Annotated in this window: 20 protein-coding genes and 2 pseudogenes; 17 read left to right on the top strand and 5 right to left on the bottom strand. The window is 59.7% G+C overall.

Annotated features, from left to right (window positions below):
- Window positions 1-81: 81 nt before the first annotated feature.
- On the top strand, window positions 82-489 hold the full coding sequence (locus tag CXP40_RS06315; protein WP_106733163.1) for a PaaI family thioesterase: 408 nt from the start codon (window positions 82-84) through the stop codon (window positions 487-489).
- Between the two features lie 73 nt (window positions 490-562).
- Here CXP40_RS06315 and CXP40_RS06310 read toward each other — a convergent pair whose 3' ends face one another.
- The gene (locus CXP40_RS06310) at window positions 563-1,822 is read right to left on the bottom strand and encodes an OprD family porin (protein WP_106733090.1); all 1,260 of its coding nucleotides are present in this window, start codon (window positions 1,820-1,822) and stop codon (window positions 563-565) included.
- 647 nt (window positions 1,823-2,469) lie between these two features.
- On the opposite strand from CXP40_RS06310, the gene CXP40_RS06305 reads away from it, so the two are divergent.
- Both CXP40_RS06305 and CXP40_RS06300 read left to right on the top strand, forming a co-directional pair.
- Complete coding sequence (locus tag CXP40_RS06305) at window positions 2,470-2,901, top strand: HIT domain-containing protein (RefSeq protein ID WP_106733089.1); 432 nt, start codon at window positions 2,470-2,472, stop codon at window positions 2,899-2,901.
- Window positions 2,898-3,104: a SlyX family protein gene (locus tag CXP40_RS06300; RefSeq protein WP_106733088.1), complete on the top strand. Its 207-nt coding sequence runs from the start codon at window positions 2,898-2,900 to the stop codon at window positions 3,102-3,104. The genes CXP40_RS06305 and CXP40_RS06300 overlap by 4 nt, the downstream gene beginning before the upstream one ends.
- 42 nt (window positions 3,105-3,146) lie before the next feature.
- On the opposite strand, the pseudogene CXP40_RS23810 reads toward CXP40_RS06300, so the two are convergent.
- The 4 genes and pseudogenes from CXP40_RS23810 to CXP40_RS06285 form a co-directional block, all read right to left on the bottom strand.
- Window positions 3,147-3,365: pseudogene (locus CXP40_RS23810) on the bottom strand (cold-shock protein); the annotation flags it as partial.
- A gap of 144 nt (window positions 3,366-3,509) precedes the next feature.
- Window positions 3,510-3,728: pseudogene (locus tag CXP40_RS24110) on the bottom strand (cold shock domain-containing protein membrane protein); the annotation flags it as partial.
- Between the two features lie 212 nt (window positions 3,729-3,940).
- On the bottom strand, window positions 3,941-5,008 hold the full coding sequence (locus CXP40_RS06290; RefSeq protein ID WP_106733086.1) for a GGDEF domain-containing protein: 1,068 nt from the start codon (window positions 5,006-5,008) through the stop codon (window positions 3,941-3,943).
- 96 nt (window positions 5,009-5,104) lie between these two features.
- Complete coding sequence (locus CXP40_RS06285) at window positions 5,105-5,575, bottom strand: Dps family protein (RefSeq protein ID WP_013714439.1); 471 nt, start codon at window positions 5,573-5,575, stop codon at window positions 5,105-5,107.
- Window positions 5,576-6,095: 520 nt separating this feature from the next.
- Between CXP40_RS06285 and aspS the strand changes: the two genes are divergently transcribed.
- From aspS to queC, 14 genes are all read left to right on the top strand, one after another.
- Window positions 6,096-7,871: an aspartate--tRNA ligase gene (aspS, locus tag CXP40_RS06280; RefSeq protein ID WP_106733085.1), complete on the top strand. Its 1,776-nt coding sequence runs from the start codon at window positions 6,096-6,098 to the stop codon at window positions 7,869-7,871.
- A 104-nt stretch (window positions 7,872-7,975) separates the two neighbouring features.
- Window positions 7,976-8,725, top strand: a complete 750-nt coding sequence (locus CXP40_RS06275) for a YebC/PmpR family DNA-binding transcriptional regulator (RefSeq protein WP_106733084.1) — start codon at window positions 7,976-7,978, stop codon at window positions 8,723-8,725.
- Between the two features lie 184 nt (window positions 8,726-8,909).
- Window positions 8,910-9,434, top strand: coding sequence for a crossover junction endodeoxyribonuclease RuvC (gene ruvC, locus CXP40_RS06270; protein ID WP_106733083.1), 525 nt, complete (start codon window positions 8,910-8,912; stop codon window positions 9,432-9,434).
- A 20-nt stretch (window positions 9,435-9,454) separates the two neighbouring features.
- Complete coding sequence (gene ruvA / locus CXP40_RS06265; RefSeq protein WP_106733082.1) at window positions 9,455-10,060, top strand: Holliday junction branch migration protein RuvA; 606 nt, start codon at window positions 9,455-9,457, stop codon at window positions 10,058-10,060.
- Window positions 10,061-10,073: 13 nt separating this feature from the next.
- Window positions 10,074-11,126 (top strand): Holliday junction branch migration DNA helicase RuvB, encoded by a 1,053-nt coding sequence (ruvB, locus tag CXP40_RS06260; RefSeq protein ID WP_106733081.1) that lies wholly within the window; start codon window positions 10,074-10,076, stop codon window positions 11,124-11,126.
- A 53-nt stretch (window positions 11,127-11,179) separates the two neighbouring features.
- Window positions 11,180-11,632 carry a tol-pal system-associated acyl-CoA thioesterase gene (ybgC, locus tag CXP40_RS06255; protein WP_055983695.1) on the top strand — a complete coding sequence of 151 codons (453 nt, stop codon included), beginning with the start codon at window positions 11,180-11,182 and terminating at the stop codon, window positions 11,630-11,632.
- Window positions 11,633-11,634: 2 nt separating this feature from the next.
- Window positions 11,635-12,330, top strand: coding sequence for a protein TolQ (tolQ, locus tag CXP40_RS06250; protein ID WP_106733080.1), 696 nt, complete (start codon window positions 11,635-11,637; stop codon window positions 12,328-12,330).
- A gap of 27 nt (window positions 12,331-12,357) precedes the next feature.
- Window positions 12,358-12,810, top strand: a complete 453-nt coding sequence (tolR, locus tag CXP40_RS06245) for a protein TolR (RefSeq protein ID WP_021488348.1) — start codon at window positions 12,358-12,360, stop codon at window positions 12,808-12,810.
- The gene (gene tolA, locus CXP40_RS06240) at window positions 12,807-13,775 is read left to right on the top strand and encodes a cell envelope integrity protein TolA (protein ID WP_099522200.1); all 969 of its coding nucleotides are present in this window, start codon (window positions 12,807-12,809) and stop codon (window positions 13,773-13,775) included. The genes tolR and tolA overlap by 4 nt, the downstream gene beginning before the upstream one ends.
- Window positions 13,776-13,780: 5 nt before the next feature.
- Complete coding sequence (gene tolB / locus CXP40_RS06235; RefSeq protein ID WP_099522199.1) at window positions 13,781-15,079, top strand: Tol-Pal system beta propeller repeat protein TolB; 1,299 nt, start codon at window positions 13,781-13,783, stop codon at window positions 15,077-15,079.
- Between the two features lie 55 nt (window positions 15,080-15,134).
- A complete protein-coding gene (gene pal / locus CXP40_RS06230; RefSeq protein WP_003241687.1) occupies window positions 15,135-15,632 on the top strand; it encodes a peptidoglycan-associated lipoprotein Pal in 498 nt (165 codons plus the stop codon).
- Window positions 15,633-15,638: 6 nt separating this feature from the next.
- A complete protein-coding gene (ybgF, locus tag CXP40_RS06225) occupies window positions 15,639-16,451 on the top strand; it encodes a tol-pal system protein YbgF (protein WP_106733079.1) in 813 nt (270 codons plus the stop codon).
- A 214-nt stretch (window positions 16,452-16,665) separates the two neighbouring features.
- Window positions 16,666-17,313 carry a 7-carboxy-7-deazaguanine synthase QueE gene (gene queE / locus CXP40_RS06220; protein WP_106733162.1) on the top strand — a complete coding sequence of 216 codons (648 nt, stop codon included), beginning with the start codon at window positions 16,666-16,668 and terminating at the stop codon, window positions 17,311-17,313.
- Window positions 17,314-17,315: 2 nt separating this feature from the next.
- The gene (gene queC / locus CXP40_RS06215) at window positions 17,316-17,990 is read left to right on the top strand and encodes a 7-cyano-7-deazaguanine synthase QueC (RefSeq protein WP_106733078.1); all 675 of its coding nucleotides are present in this window, start codon (window positions 17,316-17,318) and stop codon (window positions 17,988-17,990) included.
- Window positions 17,991-18,038 lie beyond the last annotated feature (48 nt).

Here is an 18,038-nt window from a genome sequence, read left to right as displayed (position 1 = left end):
ACGGTGCCTATACAGTGGCGTACAGGACGGGTGCAGGCGCGAAAGTGCTGCTGCGCGTGCCGGGAGGAGTAAAGAGTGGGATTGACTGCACTTGAGGTTCAGAACCTGATTCGTATGGGGCTGCCGATGGCCGAGGATATCGATCTGCGGATCGACCGGCTGGACGAGGAGGGTGTGCTGGCACGCGTGCCTTTTCATGCCAAATTGGTGCGTCCGGGCGGCACGCTTTCCGGACCGACCATCATGGCGCTGGGGGATGCGGCGATGTATGCGGTGGTGCTGGGGCGTCTCGGCCGCGTGGAGATGGCAGTGACGTCCAATCTCAATATCAACTTTCTGGTCAAACCCAAACCGGTGGATTTGTTGGCAGAGGCGCGAATACTGCGCTTGAGCCGGCGCCAGGCAGTTTGCGAAGTCTCGTTATATTCGCTTGATAATGAGAATGAATTGGTAGCACATGTGACGGGGACTTATGCTTTGCCTCTTTAAAGTGCCGAGGCATAAATAAAGAAACCCGGCCTAGGCCGGGTTTCTTTTATACCGCTATCGAGTAGCGCTGAAGTTACAGAACGCTCAGCGGGTATTCGACGATCAGGCGGAAGTCGTTCACGTCGCCTTGAGCGTTGTCGCGGTAGAAGGCGTTACGAATACGGAAGGACAGATCCTTGGCCGCACCTTCCTGGATCACGTACTTGGCTTCGATATCCAGCTCGCGCTCGGTGTAGCTATCAGCAGCAGTACCGCGGATGTAACGGGTCATGAAGCTCAGGCCCGGTACGCCGTAGGATGCCATGTTGATGTCGTAGCGAGCTTGCCAGGACTTCTCGTCTTTCTGGTTGAAGTCGGAGTACTGAACCGAGTTGGCCAGCCAAATGGTGCCGCCACCGTCTACGCCGTAGTCGTAACCACGGTCGCCGGACGCACGTTGGTGAGCCAGGGTGAAGGTGTGAGCGCCCAGCGAGTAGGCACCAGCAAGGCTCCAGATGGTGTTGTCTTCGTCGCTGGCAGTGTTGGTGTACTGCTTGTCGTAGTCGGTCTTGTAGATATTGAAGTCGAAGTTCAGAGCTTGTTCTTCAGCCAGCGCCAAGTTGTAGTTGACGTTGCCGTAGTACTTTTTCCAGTAATCTTCCACATCGGATGCGTGGAAAGCTGCGCTCAGGTCGTCGGTGAAGGAGTAGGAAGCGCCCACGATATTGGCATACTTCAGGCCAGCTTCGCCCTTACCATTGATATCGTCGCGGCTGGTTCCGGTCTGGCTGCTCATGGCGGTGAAGCGACCGGCACTCAGTTCCAGGCCTTCGATCTCGTTGCTGACCAGGTAAGTACCGGTAGCGACTTCCGGCAGGATGCGGCTGTCGTCGGTGGAGAATACGGGGCTGGCAACGAACTGGTTACCGTATTTGAGTACGGTGTCCGAGATACGGAACTTGATGGCGCCGCCAACTTCGCTCTGGGTGTCATCGCCACGACCGTCGTCAGTCTGAGCGAACTGGCCAGTGCCGTAGCGACCACGACCACTGTCGATCTTGATGCTGCTCAGGGAGTGAGCGTCGAAGCCAACACCTACGGTGCCTTGGGTAAAGCCAGATTCGTACAGCAGGCGGATGCCCAGGCCGGTTTCTTCACGGTAGCCTTTGTCGCCGGTACCGGCAGTGTTCGGACTGTTACGGAAGTCGCGGTTCATGTACAGAACGCGGTTGAAGATGTTGAAGCTGCTGTCTTCGATAAAGCCATTCGACTCGGACTGGCTCGACGCCACGGCCATTTGGCTGGTGCCCGCGGCTACTGCCAGGGCGATTACGCTCCACTTCATCACTTGCATCGTGATTGCTCCTTGGGTTTAGAAGAGTTGCGCTGCCCACTGTTTTGTTATATGGACAGCTCTTTCTTTTTGTGTCGGCGATAACTTATAGCACGCAGCCAATATTGGCGATAGTTGCAGTCTATTCGTTACGACTTCGTTCATGCTTGTGTCGCATCGCGTGAAGAAAAATGTCGCAAATCTATAGTTCTGCACTTGCGTCTCGTCGCGCCGACGCTTCCGCGGTTCTGAGGTGCCTGGGACCGCTGTTATTGATCGACTGCACGGCTTGCCGGGCATTGCTTTCACAGTTAGCAAAAGTCGTGCTCAAAACCTGCCTGTCTTGCTAAAACCCTGATTTTTAGGCGCAGGGCAGCGCTCGCGGTAGCGCCGGTGCTGCTTCTGGTGCTGATTCGTCAGGGGGTGTCGAGGCCTGCGGTTGGCTTTCAGCAGGTGCCGTTAGCTCATTGCCTGCGCATTAACCGGTAACGCTTGGCACTGTCCATTACGGGAAGAAACAAAATGGTGCACGCCTGCGGTGCGTATGTGTTCAAGCTGCCTTGGGTTGGTGCGTGGTCGTCGGGTGAACTCTCGGCTGGGCCAGCGTATGCTGCGCGCCATTGCTCCCCTCCCTCTGGGGTTACGCTCTATTAATAAGGAGGATCGTCATGTTCGCTCTGGATTCACGCCTTCAGCAGGATTGTCTGGTGATCGGGGACTTTCCCCTGTGTCGTTTGCTGCTGATGAATGACTCCAATTACCCTTGGTTCATCCTTGTTCCTCGGCGTGAGGAGGTCAGTGAGTTGTTTCAGCTAGACGCTGATGATCAGCGACAACTGTGGCAGGAAACCACGCTTCTGGCCGAAACGCTGAAGGACATCTTCGCGGCCGACAAGATGAATGTCGCCACGCTTGGCAATGTCGTCAGTCAGTTACATATGCATGTGATCGTGCGTCGACTTGAGGATGCTTCCTGGCCTGCTCCGGTATGGGGGCGGCATCCGGCGCAGCCTTACAGTGAGCAGCAGGCGGGTCAGGTCGTCGATAAGCTGCGCTCGGTGTTGGCTGAGGACTTTCACTTCGCCGGAGCCTTTGCATGAGCCTCGAATCACGAATCATGGAGCTGGAGAGCCGCCTGGCTTTTCAGGATGACACCATTCAGGCGCTGAACGATGAGTTGGTCGAGCAGAGCAAACGCATCGAGCGGATGCAGTTGCAGTTGACGGTTCTGGCGCGACGCCAGGAAGAGCTGAGTGGCCAGGCGGGTATTGACCAGGATGAGGCCCCGCCACCGCACTATTGATATGAAAAAGCCCGGTTTCCCGGGCTTTTCTTTGCGTACCGCTCAGCGCCGCGAAGGGGTTGCTGCGATCACGTCTTCCGCCTGCAGACCTTTGTCGCGCTGCATGACCGAGAACTCCACGCGTTGGCCTTCGACCAGGACGCGGTGGCCCTCGCCACGAATGGCGCGAAAGTGAACGAAGATATCGTCACCCGAGTCGCGGGAAATGAAGCCGAAGCCCTTGGAGGTATTGAACCACTTGACCGTGCCGGTCTCGCGATCATCCTGGGGAGCGCTGGTGCTGGCGCTAGCTTGTGGTGCGGCCGGGCGTTGCTCTGCGCTACGCGGCTGCCTGCTCTGTTGTGCTGCAAGGCTCAGCGCCACGGCGATAACCAGGGTCAGCAGCGGTAGCCAGATGGCGGGTTGGCTGCCGATGCTGGGCAGCGGTGCAAGCAGGATCAAGCTCTGTACCACGGCAGCCAATATCAACAGAGCCGAGGACAGCCCCAGTAGTTGTTGGCGAGTGGCGGGGAGAGTCTGTTGCTGCGATGCGGCCAGCAGGTTGAGCAAGCCGGTCAGGGCCAGATAGATGGCATCCGGCGTGGTAAGAAAGGAAGTGGATAAACCGGGTACGGCAGACAGCATTAGGGCGGCGAACCCTGTCACGAGATGGGCAATCTTCAACATCTTTGATGAACTCACTGATCGAATGATGACTCACGGTGCTACGGAGAGAGCGCACGTTGCTAACGGCCAGCTGAACGGCCGTGGCGCGCCTGTAAACAAAGTTGGTGGCGCCGCAGGATGGTAACGCGGCGCGCGGGGCTATTTAACAGCAAAGCCGAGGGCTTCTCAAATCAAGCGCTTAGCATCGTTTCGCTGGTAATCGGGTGAACCTGATTGCGCCCGGCGCGTTTGGCCTGATAGAGGGCGTCATCGGCGCGGGTGAGCAGCGATTCGAATGTGTCGCCTTCGGCGGCCATGGCGCAGCCGAAGGACGCAGTTATGCTGTCCAGAACCTGGTCTGTGCGCCTGACCTTGATTCTCAGCGACTGAATCTTGTGGCGCAGTTGCTCAGCGAAATTGAGAACCTCATTGAGGTTGGCGCAGTTGCGCAGCACCACGCAGAACTCTTCGCCACCGTAGCGTGCGGCAAAGGCCTGCGGTGGCAGCAGATCGCGCAATAATTGTCCGACGTGTTGCAGTACGCGATCACCCAGTGGGTGGCCGTACTGGTCGTTGAACTGTTTGAAGTGGTCGATATCCAGAATCACCAGGGCCAGGCCCTGTTGTGATTCGTCCAGTGCGCGTTCCAGTAAGCGGGTAAAGGCATGGCGGTTGAATACGCGGGTCAGGCTGTCGAGCGTTGCCGCAAGATGGGCGCGCTCCAGCTGGCTGCGCAGGTGAGTGATTTCTTGCTGTGCGGCGCGCAGGCGATAGAGGAATTTTTCCTGCTGGTCTTGCATCAGCTGGGTGCTTTCCTGCAGTTCGCTGAGCACGCTGGGTAGGTCATCGATGATGGGCTCCTGCAGTGCGCTCAGGCCATGGCTCAGGCTCTGCTGGTAATGCTGGCCACCGATCACGCTGCGTGAGACGTCGCCTTCGATGTCATCGACCAGTTCGATTACCTGCTGCTGGCCTGCGCGAGCTTCTTCCAGCTCGCCGCGGATAATGTAGTCGCGGAACAGCCGGCTGGCGGTTTCCGGCGGGAATACGTCGAAGTCTTCGACCACCTTGTCCAGGCGGCGGTTGAGCTCGGGTTCGCTGCCTCTGCTGTAGGTGTACCACAGTGCATAGTGCACCGGGTTTGGTGGGATGTCGTGACGCATCATCAGTGGCACGGCTTGCTTCAGGAGTTCGGCCGCCTCGCGGGTTTCCTCCGGATACAAATCGATGATGCTGGGCGGTTTGGCTGGCTGACTCATGAATGTCGGAAACTCAATGACGATTTGCCAGAGCATAGATCAGGGCAGGGCTGCATGCCTAATGAAAAGGCCCGGATTACCGGGCCTCTGAGCATCTCAAGCAGCGAGCAGGCTGCGCAGCATCCACGCGGTTTTCTCGTGCACCTGCATGCGTTGGGTCAGCAGGTCGGCAGTCGGCTCGTCGCTGACCTTATCCAGCAGCGGGAAAATGCCGCGGGCAGTGCGTACGACAGCCTCCTGGCCTTGTACCAACTGCTTGATCATATCGTCGGCGCTGGGTACGCCTTCCTCTTCCTTGATCGAGGATAGGCGGGCGTAGGCGGCGTAGGTGCCCGGCGCCGGGAAGCCCAGTGCCCGGATCCGTTCGGCGATAGCGTCAACCGCGAGGGCCAGCTCGGTGTACTGACCTTCGAACATCAGGTGCAGGGTGTTGAACATCGGACCGGTGACGTTCCAATGGAAGTTATGGGTCTTCAGATACAGGGTGTAGGTGTCAGCCAGCAGGCGCGAGAGACCTTCGGCGATGGCGGCGCGATCCTGTTCGGCGATTCCGATATTGATTTCCATGGCTTTTCTCCTTTCAGGTGAGCCCGGGGTGTCTATCCCGCAATGTTGATGAGAGCTTAACACGCAGGGCGTCGGGGGTGATCTTGGCTTATATCAATGAAAGCGATGATTAGAGGCTATTGATAGCGGACGGTTCAGCTGGGGCCAATAAAGCTTGCCGCTGGCTGGGCGTCAATCTTGTGCGTTGCCAAATGTTTGCAGGTCTTTCGTGCTGGCTCGGGCTCAATCAGTAGCTGCTCGCAGCGGTGAACCTGCTCGGCAGTTTCAAGGCGGAAATTTTCCAGCAGAGCGCAGGGGCAGATCGTTGCGGCCTTGGTCCATGGTCGGTGTCTGGGTAGGCGGCGCTGTTCATTTATGGAAGGTGTCTGCGGGGCGGCTGCGTCATGACGATTTACGCTATATAATCCCGCTCTTTATCGAAGCGCGGCGTGCGGTTGGGCGTTCGCTGCGGTGTAGCTCCTGCCCAGGGCGTTGGGGGCTGCCTGACCTATCCAAGACCTCAGAGAAGCGAAACACGATCATGATGCGCAGCCACTATTGCGGCCAGTTGAACGAGAGCCTGGATGGCCAGGAAATCACCCTTTGCGGCTGGGTACACCGTCGCCGTGACCATGGCGGGGTGATTTTCCTCGATATCCGTGATCGTGAAGGCCTGGCTCAGGTGGTATTCGATCCTGATCGTGCCGAGACCTTCGCCAAGGCCGACCGTGTACGTAGCGAATATGTAGTCAAGATCACCGGCAAGGTACGCCTGCGTCCGGAAGGCGCGCGCAACGCCAACATGGCCAGCGGTGCCATCGAAGTGCTGGGCTACGAGCTGGAAGTGCTCAACGAGGCGGAAACCCCGCCGTTCCCGCTCAACGAATACACCGACGTCGGTGAAGAAACCCGCCTGCGCTATCGCTTCATCGATCTGCGTCGTCCGGAAATGGCCGAGAAGCTCAAGCTGCGCTCGCGCATCACTTCGAGCATCCGTCGTTACCTCGACGACAACGGCTTCCTTGACGTCGAAACGCCGATCCTGACCCGCGCTACTCCTGAAGGTGCGCGCGACTATCTGGTACCGAGTCGCACCCACGCCGGCAGTTTCTTCGCCCTGCCGCAGTCGCCGCAGCTGTTCAAGCAGTTGTTGATGGTCGCGGGCTTCGATCGCTACTACCAGATCGCCAAGTGCTTCCGCGACGAAGACCTGCGTGCCGACCGCCAGCCGGAATTCACCCAGATCGACATCGAGACCAGCTTCCTCGATGAAAAAGACATCATGGACATCACCGAGACCATGGTGCGCAACCTGTTCAAGGAAGTGCTGGGCGTCGAATTCGGCGAACTGCCACATATGACCCTGGCCGAAGCCATGCGCCGCTTTGGTTCGGACAAACCGGACCTGCGCATTCCGCTGGAGCTGGTGGATGTGGAAGATCAGCTCAAGGACGTCGAATTCAAGGTCTTCGCCGGCCCGGCCAACGACCCGAAATGCCGCGTCACTGCGCTGCGCGTTCCGGGCGGGGCGAGCATGCCGCGCAAGCAGATCGACGACTACACCAAATTCGTCGGCATCTACGGTGCCAAGGGCCTGGCCTACATCAAGGTCAACGAGCGTGCTGCTGGCGTTGACGGTTTGCAGTCGCCGATCGTCAAGAACATCCCGCTGGACAACATCAATGTCATCCTCGATCGCGTTGGCGCTGTCGATGGCGATATCGTGTTCTTCGGTGCCGACAAGGCCAAGATCGTCAGCGAGGCCCTGGGCGCGCTGCGTATCAAGCTGGGTCATGATCTGAACCTGCTGACCTGTGAGTGGGCGCCGCTGTGGGTCGTCGACTTCCCGATGTTCGAGGAAAACGACGACGGCAGCCTGACCGCTATGCACCACCCGTTCACCTCGCCGAGCTGCAGCCCCGAGGAACTGGAAGCCAACCCGGCCGCCGCGTTGTCGCGTGCCTATGACATGGTGCTCAACGGCACCGAGTTGGGTGGCGGTTCGATCCGTATCCACGACAAGGCCATGCAGCAGACCGTGTTCCGCGTGCTCGGCATCAGCGAAGAGGAGCAGCAGGAGAAGTTCGGCTTCCTCCTCGATGCCCTCAAGTACGGCGCGCCGCCCCATGGTGGTCTGGCCTTCGGCCTGGATCGCCTGGTGATGCTGATGACTGGCGCACAGTCGATCCGCGAAGTGATTGCCTTCCCGAAAACCCAGAGCGCGGCCTGTGTCATGACTCAGGCGCCGGGTATCGTCGACAACAAGTCGCTGCGCGAGCTGCACATTCGCCTGCGCGAGCAACCCAAGGCCGAATAAGCCTGCAAAAGAAGCCTGGAGATCCCAGGCTTCTTCGTTATGGGGCGCAGAGACTCAAGCACTTACGCCCCGGTAATCGTGAAACCTTATAGATGGAGTGAGTTATGGCTGGTCATTCCAAATGGGCCAACATCAAGCACCGCAAAGGGCGTCAAGACGCCAAGCGCGGCAAGATCTTCACCAAGTTGATTCGTGAACTGACGGTCGCCGCCAAGCACGGTGGCCCGATTCCTGCGGACAACCCGCGCCTGCGTCTGGCCGTGGACAAGGCGCTGACCAATAACATGTCGCGTGACGTGATCGACCGCGCCATCGCTCGTGGTGCCGGCAACAACGAGGCCGACAACGTCGTCGAGTTCAGCTACGAAGGTTACGCGCCAAGCGGCGTGGCGATCATCGTCGAGGTGATGACCGATAACCGCAATCGTACTGCCGCCGAAGTGCGCCATGCCTTTACCAAGTGCGGTGGCAACCTGGGCACTGATGGTTCGGTCGCCTACATGTTCGACCGCAAGGGTCAGATCAGCTTCGCGCCGGGCGTCGATGAGGATGCCCTGATGGAGGCTGCGTTGGAGGCTGGTGCTGACGACGTGGAAATGGGCGAAGACGGTTCAGGCCTGGTGTCGACCAGCTTCACCGAGTTTCATGCCGTCAACGAAGCGCTGAGCGCAGCTGGTTTCAAGGCCGAGGAAGCGGAAATCGCCATGATCCCTTCGATCAGTGCGCCGATCGCCGATCTGGAAACCGCGCAGAAGGTATTCAAGCTGATCGACATGCTCGAAGATCTGGATGATGTGCAGAACGTCTACCACAACGCCGAAGTGGCCGACGAGATCATGGAGCAACTGAGCTAAGCAGCTTATCGCCCGGATGCGTAGGGTGGGCCTCAGCACGCCAGGGGCGCGCTACATGTTGGGCTGAAGCGGATCACCGCCCAGCCCAGCCTGCGGTTTTCTCTGGTTTCACCAGTGCGTCACGAGTGACGGCGCATTAGGACCTCCGTATACTCACCAACTGGATAAATAGACAGTTGCTGATATGACCCTGATTCTAGGCATCGACCCGGGTTCGCGTATTACCGGCTATGGCGTGGTGCGTGATACCGGGCGCGGTTGCGAGTACGTGGCGTCGGGTTGCATTCGTACCGGCAACGGGCCGCTGGCCGAGCGCCTGCAGATCGTCTTTCGCGGCGTCAGCGAAGTTATTCGCACCCATGGCCCGGTGACCATGGGCATTGAGCAGGTGTTCATGGCGCGCAATGCCGACTCGGCGCTCAAGTTGGGACAGGCGCGAGGTGCCGCTATCGTCGCCGCAGTGGAGGCTGGGCTGGAAATCAGCGAATACACCGCCACTCAGGTCAAGCAGGCTGTGGTCGGCACCGGGACAGCGGACAAGCAGCAGGTGCAGATGATGGTCATGCACCTGCTCAAACTGGTGCAGAAGCCGCAGATCGACGCCTCCGATGCCCTGGGTATCGCCTTGTGCCATGCACACCATCGACAGAGTCTCATTCCTCATGGGCTGGCCGGCGCCAAGCGGCGCGGTGGTCGCCTTCGTTTGTAATCGAATCAAAGGAAACAGCGGTGATCGGACGTTTGCGCGGCACCCTGGCGGAGAAGCAGCCGCCGCATTTGCTTCTGGATGTGAATGGCGTCGGTTATGAGCTGGAAGTACCGATGACGACCCTTTATCGTCTGCCTGCGGTGGGCGAGCCGGTAACCCTGCATGCCCACCTTGTGGTGCGTGAAGATGCGCATTTGTTGTATGGCTTCTTCGAAAAGCGCGAGCGTGAGCTGTTTCGCGAACTGATTCGTCTCAATGGTGTCGGCCCCAAGCTGGCGCTTGCATTGATGTCTGGGCTGGAGGTCGATGAGCTGGTGCGTTGCGTACAGGCTCAGGACACCGCGGCGCTGGTCAAGGTGCCTGGAGTCGGCAAGAAAACTGCAGAGCGTCTGCTGGTCGAGCTCAAGGATCGCTTCAAGGCCTGGGAGTCGATCCCGTCCATTGCGCCCTTGGTGGTTGAACCTCAACTGGCTCAGGCAGTCTCAAGCGCGGAGAATGACGCCGTCAGCGCCCTGATCTCCCTCGGTTACAAACCGCAGGAAGCCAGTCGAGCCGTTGCTGCCGTCAAGGAAGATGGCATGACCAGTGAAGATTTGATCCGACGCGCCCTGCGCGGCATGGTTTAGTGGAACCCTATTGATGATCGAAGCCGATCGCCTGATTACCGCCAGTCCACGTGAGCGCGAAGAGCAGCAGGACCGGGCCATTCGCCCGCTGCGCCTGGCCGATTACATCGGTCAGCCCGTCGTGCGTGAACAGATGGCGCTGTTCATTCAGGCTGCGCGGGGTAGGGCTGAGGCGCTCGACCACACGCTTATCTTCGGCCCGCCAGGACTGGGCAAGACCACCCTGGCCAATATCATCGCCGAAGAAATGGGCAGCTCGATCAAAAGCACCTCCGGCCCAGTGCTCGAACGCCCGGGCGATCTGGCTGCGCTGCTGACCAACCTGGAAAGCGGCGATGTACTGTTCATCGACGAGATTCACCGTCTGTCGCCGGTGGTCGAGGAAGTGCTGTATCCGGCGATGGAGGATTTTCAGCTCGACATCATGATCGGTGAAGGCCCAGCGGCCCGCTCGATCAAGCTGGATCTGCCGCCGTTCACCCTGGTTGGCGCCACCACTCGTGCCGGCATGCTGACCAATCCGCTGCGTGACCGCTTCGGTATCGTCCAGCGCCTGGAGTTCTACGGTATCGACGACCTGGCCACCATCGTCTCGCGCTCTGCGGGGATTCTCGGCTTGCCTATCGAAGCCAAGGGCGCCTATGAGATAGCCCGTCGCGCGCGTGGCACCCCGCGTATCGCCAACCGTCTGTTGCGCCGTGTGCGCGACTTCGCCGAAGTGCGTGGTAACGGCCATATCACGCAGTTGATCGCCGATCAGGCGCTGAATTTGCTGGATATCGACGAACGCGGTTTCGATCATTCCGATCGCCGCTTGCTGCTGGCCATGATCGAGAAGTTCGACGGCGGTCCGGTGGGGCTCGATAGCCTGGCGGCAGCGATAGGTGAAGAGCGCCATACCATCGAGGACGTGCTCGAGCCCTATCTGATTCAGCAGGGTTACATGATGCGCACGCCGCGCGGGCGCGTGGTCACTCGTCATGCCTATCTGCACTTCGGGCTGAACATCCCCAAGCGCGCTGGCGAGCAGGTCGCTGGCGATCTTTTCGCGGCAGGTGACGAATGACGAAAAAATTGTTACCAGCCCGGATTGGCAAGCAGCAGGCCGGGGACTAGAGTATGCGCGCGCAAAACGGAGTCCAGCCGTTCAGCCACCATTGCCGGGTCTATTACGAAGACACCGATGCAGGCGGCATCGTCTACTACGTCAACTATCTCAAATTCATGGAGCGGGCTCGCACCGAGCGCCTGCGTGAGCTGGGTTATGCCCAGTCGACGCTTGCCGGTGAGGGCCTGTTGTTCGTCGTGCATTCGGCCGAGGCGCGCTATCACGCGCCGGCGCGACTGGATGATGAGCTGGTGATCAGCGCCGATGTGATCGAATTGAACCGTGCCAGCCTGCGCTTTCGTCAACAGGTCAGGCGGGCTACGGATGATGTGCTGCTCTGCGAAGGGCAGTTTCTGGTGGCCTGTGTGCGCGCCGACAACTTGAAACCCCGGGCTATCCCCGAAACCCTGCGACATGCGTTCGCCGGGACGCAGGCGCCGGGTTTAATTGCAGCAGGAGAGTAAGCGTGGAAGCTAACGCCGTTGACCATATGTCGATGTGGAGTCTGATCAGTAACGCCAGCTTTGTGGTTCAGCTGGTCATGCTGACTCTGGTGGCCGCCTCGGTCATTTCCTGGGTGATGATCTTCCAGCGCAGTAATGCCATCCGCGCCGCCAAGCGCGCGCTGGACAATTTCGAAGATCGCTTCTGGTCCGGCATCGACCTGTCCAAACTGTATCGCCAGGCCGGCAGCAACCCCGATCCGGATTCCGGTCTGGAGCAGATCTTCCGTGCCGGCTTCAAGGAGTTCTCCCGTCTGCGTCAGCAGCAGGGCGTCGACCCGGATGCGGTGATGGACGGCGTGGCCCGTGCCATGCGCGTGGCTATCTCCCGTGAAGAAGAAAAATTGGAGACCGCTCTGCCGTTCCTGGCAACCGTCGGTTCCACCAGCCCCTATATCGGCCTGTTCGGCACCGTATGGGGCATCATGAACTCCTTCCGCGGTCTGGCTCAGGTGCAGCAAGCCACTCTGGCTACCGTGGCACCGGGCATTGCAGAAGCGCTGATCGCTACCGCCATCGGCCTGTTCGCAGCAATCCCGGCGGTCATCGCCTACAACCGTTTCTCGGCCCGTGGCGAGATGCTGATCGGTCGTTACTACACCTTCGCCGACGAGTTCCAGGCCATCCTGCACCGTAAAGTGCACACCTCGGAAGACTAAGGCGAGCGAAGAGGACAGGTTTTAACCATGGCGAGAATTCGCAACAGACGCAAACCGGTCGCCGAGATGAACGTGGTGCCCTACATCGACGTGATGTTGGTACTGCTGGTCATCTTCATGGTCACCGCGCCGATGCTTAATCAGGGCGTCAAGGTCGATCTGCCCAAGGTCAGCAGTGAAGCGCTGCCGCAGGACAACGACGCTCAGGTGCTGACCATTTCCATCAAGGCCGACAAGACCTACTACTGGAACATGGGCAGCGAGGTCGACGTCGATACCGAGCAGGAGCGTGCTTCGACCCTCGAGCAGATGACTCAGGCCGTGTCGGCGATCATTGCCGAGAACCGTCGTCAGGGTAAGCAGGTGCAGGTATTCGTGCGTGGTGATCGCACGGTCGATTACGGCACTGTGATGTCGGCCATGGGCGGTCTGCAGCAGGCCGACGTGGGCAACGTCGGACTGATTACCGAGGCTCCCTGATGCAGCAAACCGAGCGTTCGCAATCGGAAAGCTACTTCTGGCCCGTGGTTTGGGCGGTGGGTCTGCACGTCCTGATGTTCGCCATGCTGTTCGTCAGTTTCGCCTTCACCCCGGAACTGCCTCCGGCACGCCCAGTGGTGCAGGCTACGCTGTATCAGTTGCAGTCGCAGAGCCAGGCCACCACGCAGACCACGCAGAAGGTTGCAGGCGAAGCGCAGAAGACTTCGGCGCCGCAGTTCGAGACCGAAAGGCTGGAACAGAAGAAAGCCGAAGAGCAGAAGCAGGCCCAGGCCGAAGCGCAGAAGGTAGCCGCGGCCAAGAAAGCAGAGGAACAAAAGCAGGCCGAAGAAGCTCGAAAGGCCGAAGCGGCGAAGAAAGCTGAGGCAGAGAAGGCCGCCGAGCAGAAACGCCAGGCTGATATCGCCAAGAAGCGCGCCGAGGAAGAGGCAAAGAAGAAAGCCGCTGAAGAGGCCAAGAAAAAGGCCGCTGCAGACGAGGCTAAAAAGAAGGCGGCAGCCGCCGAGGCGGCGAAGAAGAAAGCGGCCGAAGATGCCAAGCGCAAGGCTGAAGATGCCCGGCGCAAAGCGGCCGAAGACCAGAAAGCGGCAGCGTTGGCCGAGTTGCTGTCGGACAACGTACAGAACCAGCAGGCGCTGGCCGAAACCCATGGGGATCAGGTGGCCGGTAACCTCGATGATCTGATCATCAAGCTGATTACCGAGAACTGGCAGCGACCGATGTCGGCGCGCCGTGGCATGAGTGTCGAGTTGTTGATCCAGATGCTGCCCGACGGCACCGTGACCAACGCCAGCGTATCGCGCTCCAGTGGCGATGCGCCGTTCGACAACTCGGCCGTTGCAGCTGTACGTAACGTCGGGCGTATTCCCGAGATGCAACAATTGGATCGCGCTACCTTCGACAGTCGGTACAGGCAGCGTCGCGTCATTTTCAAACCGGAGGATTGAGCTCTGTGAATACCCTGATTCGTATCGCCCTGCTGGGGCTGGTCATGCTGGTCGGTAGTGTCCAGGCGGCCGATCCGCTGGTGATTTCCCAAGGCGCTGACCGTGCCACCCCGATTGCCGTCGTGCCGTTCGGTTGGCAGGGTGGTTCGGTGCTGCCCGAGGACATGTCGCAGATCATCGGCAACGACCTGCGCAACTCCGGCTACTTCGAGCCCATCCCGCGGCAGAACATGATCAGCTTGCCTACCCAGGCCAGCGAAGTCATTTATCGTGACTGGAAAGCACTGGGCGCCCAGTACGTGCTGGTCGGTAACATCGTGCCCAACGGCGGCCGGTTGCAGATTCAGTACGCGCTGTTCAACGTCAACACCGAGCAGCAGGTCATGACCGGCAATGTCGGTGGTGGTACCGATCAGCTGCGCGACATGGCGCACCATATCGCCGATCAGTCGTTCGAGAAGCTCACCGGTGTGAAAGGGGCGTTCTCCACGCGCCTGCTGTACGTCACTGCCGAGCGCATGGGCACCAACAACACCCGTTATACCCTGCAGCGCTCCGACTACGACGGTGCCCGTGCGGTAACCCTGCTGCAATCGCGTGAGCCGATCCTGTCGCCGTCGTTCGCACCGGATGGTCGCCGTATCGCTTATGTTTCGTTCGAGCAACGTCGTCCGCGCATCTTCGTGCAGCACATCGACACCGGTCGTCGTGAGCAGATCACCAACTTCGAAGGCCTCAATGGCGCGCCGGCCTGGTCGCCGGATGGCAACCGCCTGGCCTTCGTGCTGTCTCGCGATGGCAACCCGGAAATCTACGTGATGGATATGGGCAGCCGGCAGATGCGCCGCATTACCAACCATTACGCCATCGATACCGAACCCTTCTGGGGTAAGGACGGTCAGACCCTTTACTTCACTTCGGATCGTGCGGGACGTCCGCAGATCTACAAGACCAATATCAATAGCGGGGCAGTGGAGCGTGTGACCTTCGTCGGTAACTACAACGCCAACCCGAAATTGTCGGCTGATGAGAAGACCCTGGTGATGATCCATCGCCAGGACGGCTTCACCGTGTTCAAAGTGGCTGCACAGGACCTGGAAACCAACCGTTTGCGCATACTTTCAGACACAAGTTTGGATGAGTCGCCCACTGTTGCGCCCAATGGCACCATGCTAATCTACGCCACCCGCCAGCAGGGCCGGGGAGTCTTGATGTTGGCGTCCACCAATGGACGCGTGAGGCTCCCTCTTCCTACCGCTCAAGGCGAAGTTCGAGAGCCTTCTTGGTCCCCTTACCTGAACTGATGCGGCGCTACACCTTTTTTGCTTAACACAACTGGGGTTCATTAGGAGTTATATGATGGAAATGCTGAAATTCGGTAAGTTCGCTGCACTGTCCCTGGCTCTCGCCGTTGCTGTAGGTTGCTCCTCCAAAGGCGGCGACGCTGCTGGCGAAGGCGCTGTTGACCCGAACGCTGGCTACGGTGCCAACACTGGCGCTGTTGATGGCAGCCTGAGCGAAGAAGCTGCTCTGCGCGCTATCACCACCTTCTACTTCGAGTACGACAGCTCCGACCTGAAAGCCGAAGCCATGCGCGCTCTGGACGTACACGCCAAGGACCTGAAAGGCAACGGCGCTCGCGTCGTTCTGGAAGGCCACGCTGACGAGCGCGGTACCCGTGAGTACAACATGGCTCTGGGCGAGCGTCGTGCCAAGGCCGTTCAACGCTACCTGGTTCTGCAGGGCGTTTCCCCGGCTCAGCTGGAACTGGTTTCCTACGGCGAAGAGCGTCCGGTTGCCACTGGCAACGACGAACAGTCCTGGGCTCAGAACCGTCGCGTAGAGCTGCGTAAGTAAGCTGCCATGCGAGATTGCCGCCGTATCCTGACCCTTCTGACACTCGCCTTGCCGCTCGTCGCGATGGCGGAGGTTCCCGTACTGGAAAGCAGCTCCATGCAACAGGGCAGCAGCTATCCACCGGCGGGTTATGGTACGGCCGGCTCCTCCGCCGGAGCGGGTGCGCAAGCACCCGCTTCTGCGCAGGGTATGCTGTTCAACCAACTCGAGCAGATGCAGCAGGAAATTGCGCAACTGCGGGGCATGGTCGAAGAGCAGCAGAATGAAATCCAGCGCCTCAAGCAGGAAGGCCTGGAGCGTTACCAGGATCTGGATCAACGCATTTCTTCCGGTGCTGCTGCCGGTGGAGCTCCCGCACAGAATTCAGCCGATGGCGCGGTAAACGCCAATGGCACCCCGACGCCACCTGCCGCACAGCAGCAGGCCAGCGCCGAGCCGGGTGATCCGGCCAAGGAAAAACTCTATTACGACGCCGCCTTCGACCTGATCAAGGCCAAGGATTTCGACAAGGCGTCGCAGGCGTTCGGCGCCTTTCTCAACCGTTATCCCAGCAGCCAATATGCGGGTAACGCCCAGTACTGGCTGGGTGAGGTGAATCTGGCCAAGGGCGACTTGCAGGCAGCCGGTCAAGCCTTTGCCAAGGTCAGCCAGGCTTATCCGAGTCACGCCAAGGTGCCGGATTCACTGTTCAAGCTGGCCGATGTCGAGCGTCGCCTGGGTCACAATGACAAGGCTCGTGGCATTCTTCAGCAAGTCATTGCCCAGTACCCGGGCAGCTCGGCCGCCCAGCTGGCTCAGCGCGATCTGCAACGGCTGTAGATCGACACTCGATGAATAAACCCGCGCCCGTCGCGGGTTTTTCTTATCTGGCTTCGCGTGATCCATTAGAATGCGCGCTCGCATGCGAGGCGGGGTTTCAGCTCGGCTGATGTCCTTGCCGCCATGCCTTGTCGAATGTCGGCCGACGCCGGCGTTCCTGTCTTTCACGCAACGGAGGCGGATGGCCTGTTTCGTCATCACGCCCGTGGCTACCATGCAAGAAACCCTGCGCATCACCGAGATTTTCTACTCGTTGCAGGGGGAAACGCGTACCGCCGGCTTGCCGACAGTATTCGTGCGCCTTACCGGCTGCCCCCTGCGCTGTCAGTACTGTGACACCGCCTACGCCTTCAGTGGCGGCGAGATCGTCACCCTGGACAGTATCCTCGATCAAGTGGCTGCCTATCGGCCGCGCTACGTCTGCGTGACCGGCGGCGAGCCGCTGGCCCAGCCGAACTGCATCCCCTTGCTCACGCATCTGTGCAATGCCGGTTACGAGGTGTCGCTGGAAACCAGTGGCGCGCTCGATGTATCGGCAGTCGATCCGCGCGTCAGCAAGGTGCTCGACCTGAAGACCCCGGGCTCTGCCGAAGTCGAGCGCAATCGCTACGAGAATGTCCAGTGGCTGACTCGTAATGACCAGGTCAAGTTCGTCATCTGCTCGCGTGAAGACTACGACTGGGCAGTATCCAAACTGATCGAGTATGACCTGGCCGCGCGTGCCGGCGAGGTGCTGTTCTCGCCCAGCCACAAACAGGTCGATGCACGTGCACTGGCCGACTGGATCGTGACCGATAACCTGCCAGTACGCCTGCAACTGCAGTTGCACAAGATTCTCTGGAACGACGAGCCGGGACACTGAACATGAATGACAAGAAAGCGGTCATCCTCCTTTCCGGTGGCCTGGATTCGGCCACGGTCATCGCCATGGCCAAGGCCGAGGGTTACGCCTGTTACAGCGTGAGTTTCGACTATGGCCAGCGCCATCGTGCCGAGTTGCAGGCCGCCGAGCGCGTGGCGCGGCAGCTGGGTGTGGTAGAGCACAAGGTGATCGGCCTGAACCTCAACGGCATCGGCGGTTCGGCGTTGACCGATAGCAGCATCGCCGTGCCCGAATCGCCCACTGAAGGTATACCCGCCACCTACGTGCCAGCACGCAACACGGTGTTCCTGGCGCTGGCGTTGGGCTGGGCCGAGGTGCTTGAGGCGCGCGATATCTTCATTGGCGTCAACGCGGTGGATTACTCGGGCTACCCGGATTGCCGCCCCGAGTTCGTCGACGCCTTCGAGCGGATGGCCAACCTGGCGACCAAGGCGGGTGTGGAGGGGCAGGGCTTTGTCATTCGCGCACCGCTGCAGCAGATGAGCAAGGGCGAGATCATCCACGCCGGTATGCGCCTGGGCGTGGATTACGCACTCACGGTCTCTTGCTACCAGGCCGATGATGACGGCCGCGCCTGTGGCAAGTGCGACAGCTGTCGCCTGCGTGCAGCCGGTTTCACCGCAGCCGGCGTGCCTGACGCTACGCGCTATGTGTGAAAATTTTTTCGCGAAGTGTTGATTTCCTGAATTAAATCAGTATCATGC

It is taken from the genome of Pseudomonas sp. YY-1 (assembly GCF_002843095.1).
In the GTDB taxonomy this organism is placed as follows: domain Bacteria; phylum Pseudomonadota; class Gammaproteobacteria; order Pseudomonadales; family Pseudomonadaceae; genus Aquipseudomonas; species Aquipseudomonas sediminis_A.
The sequence above is the reverse complement of the archived record's forward strand: the minus strand, read 5'-3'. Positions and strand labels throughout refer to the sequence as shown.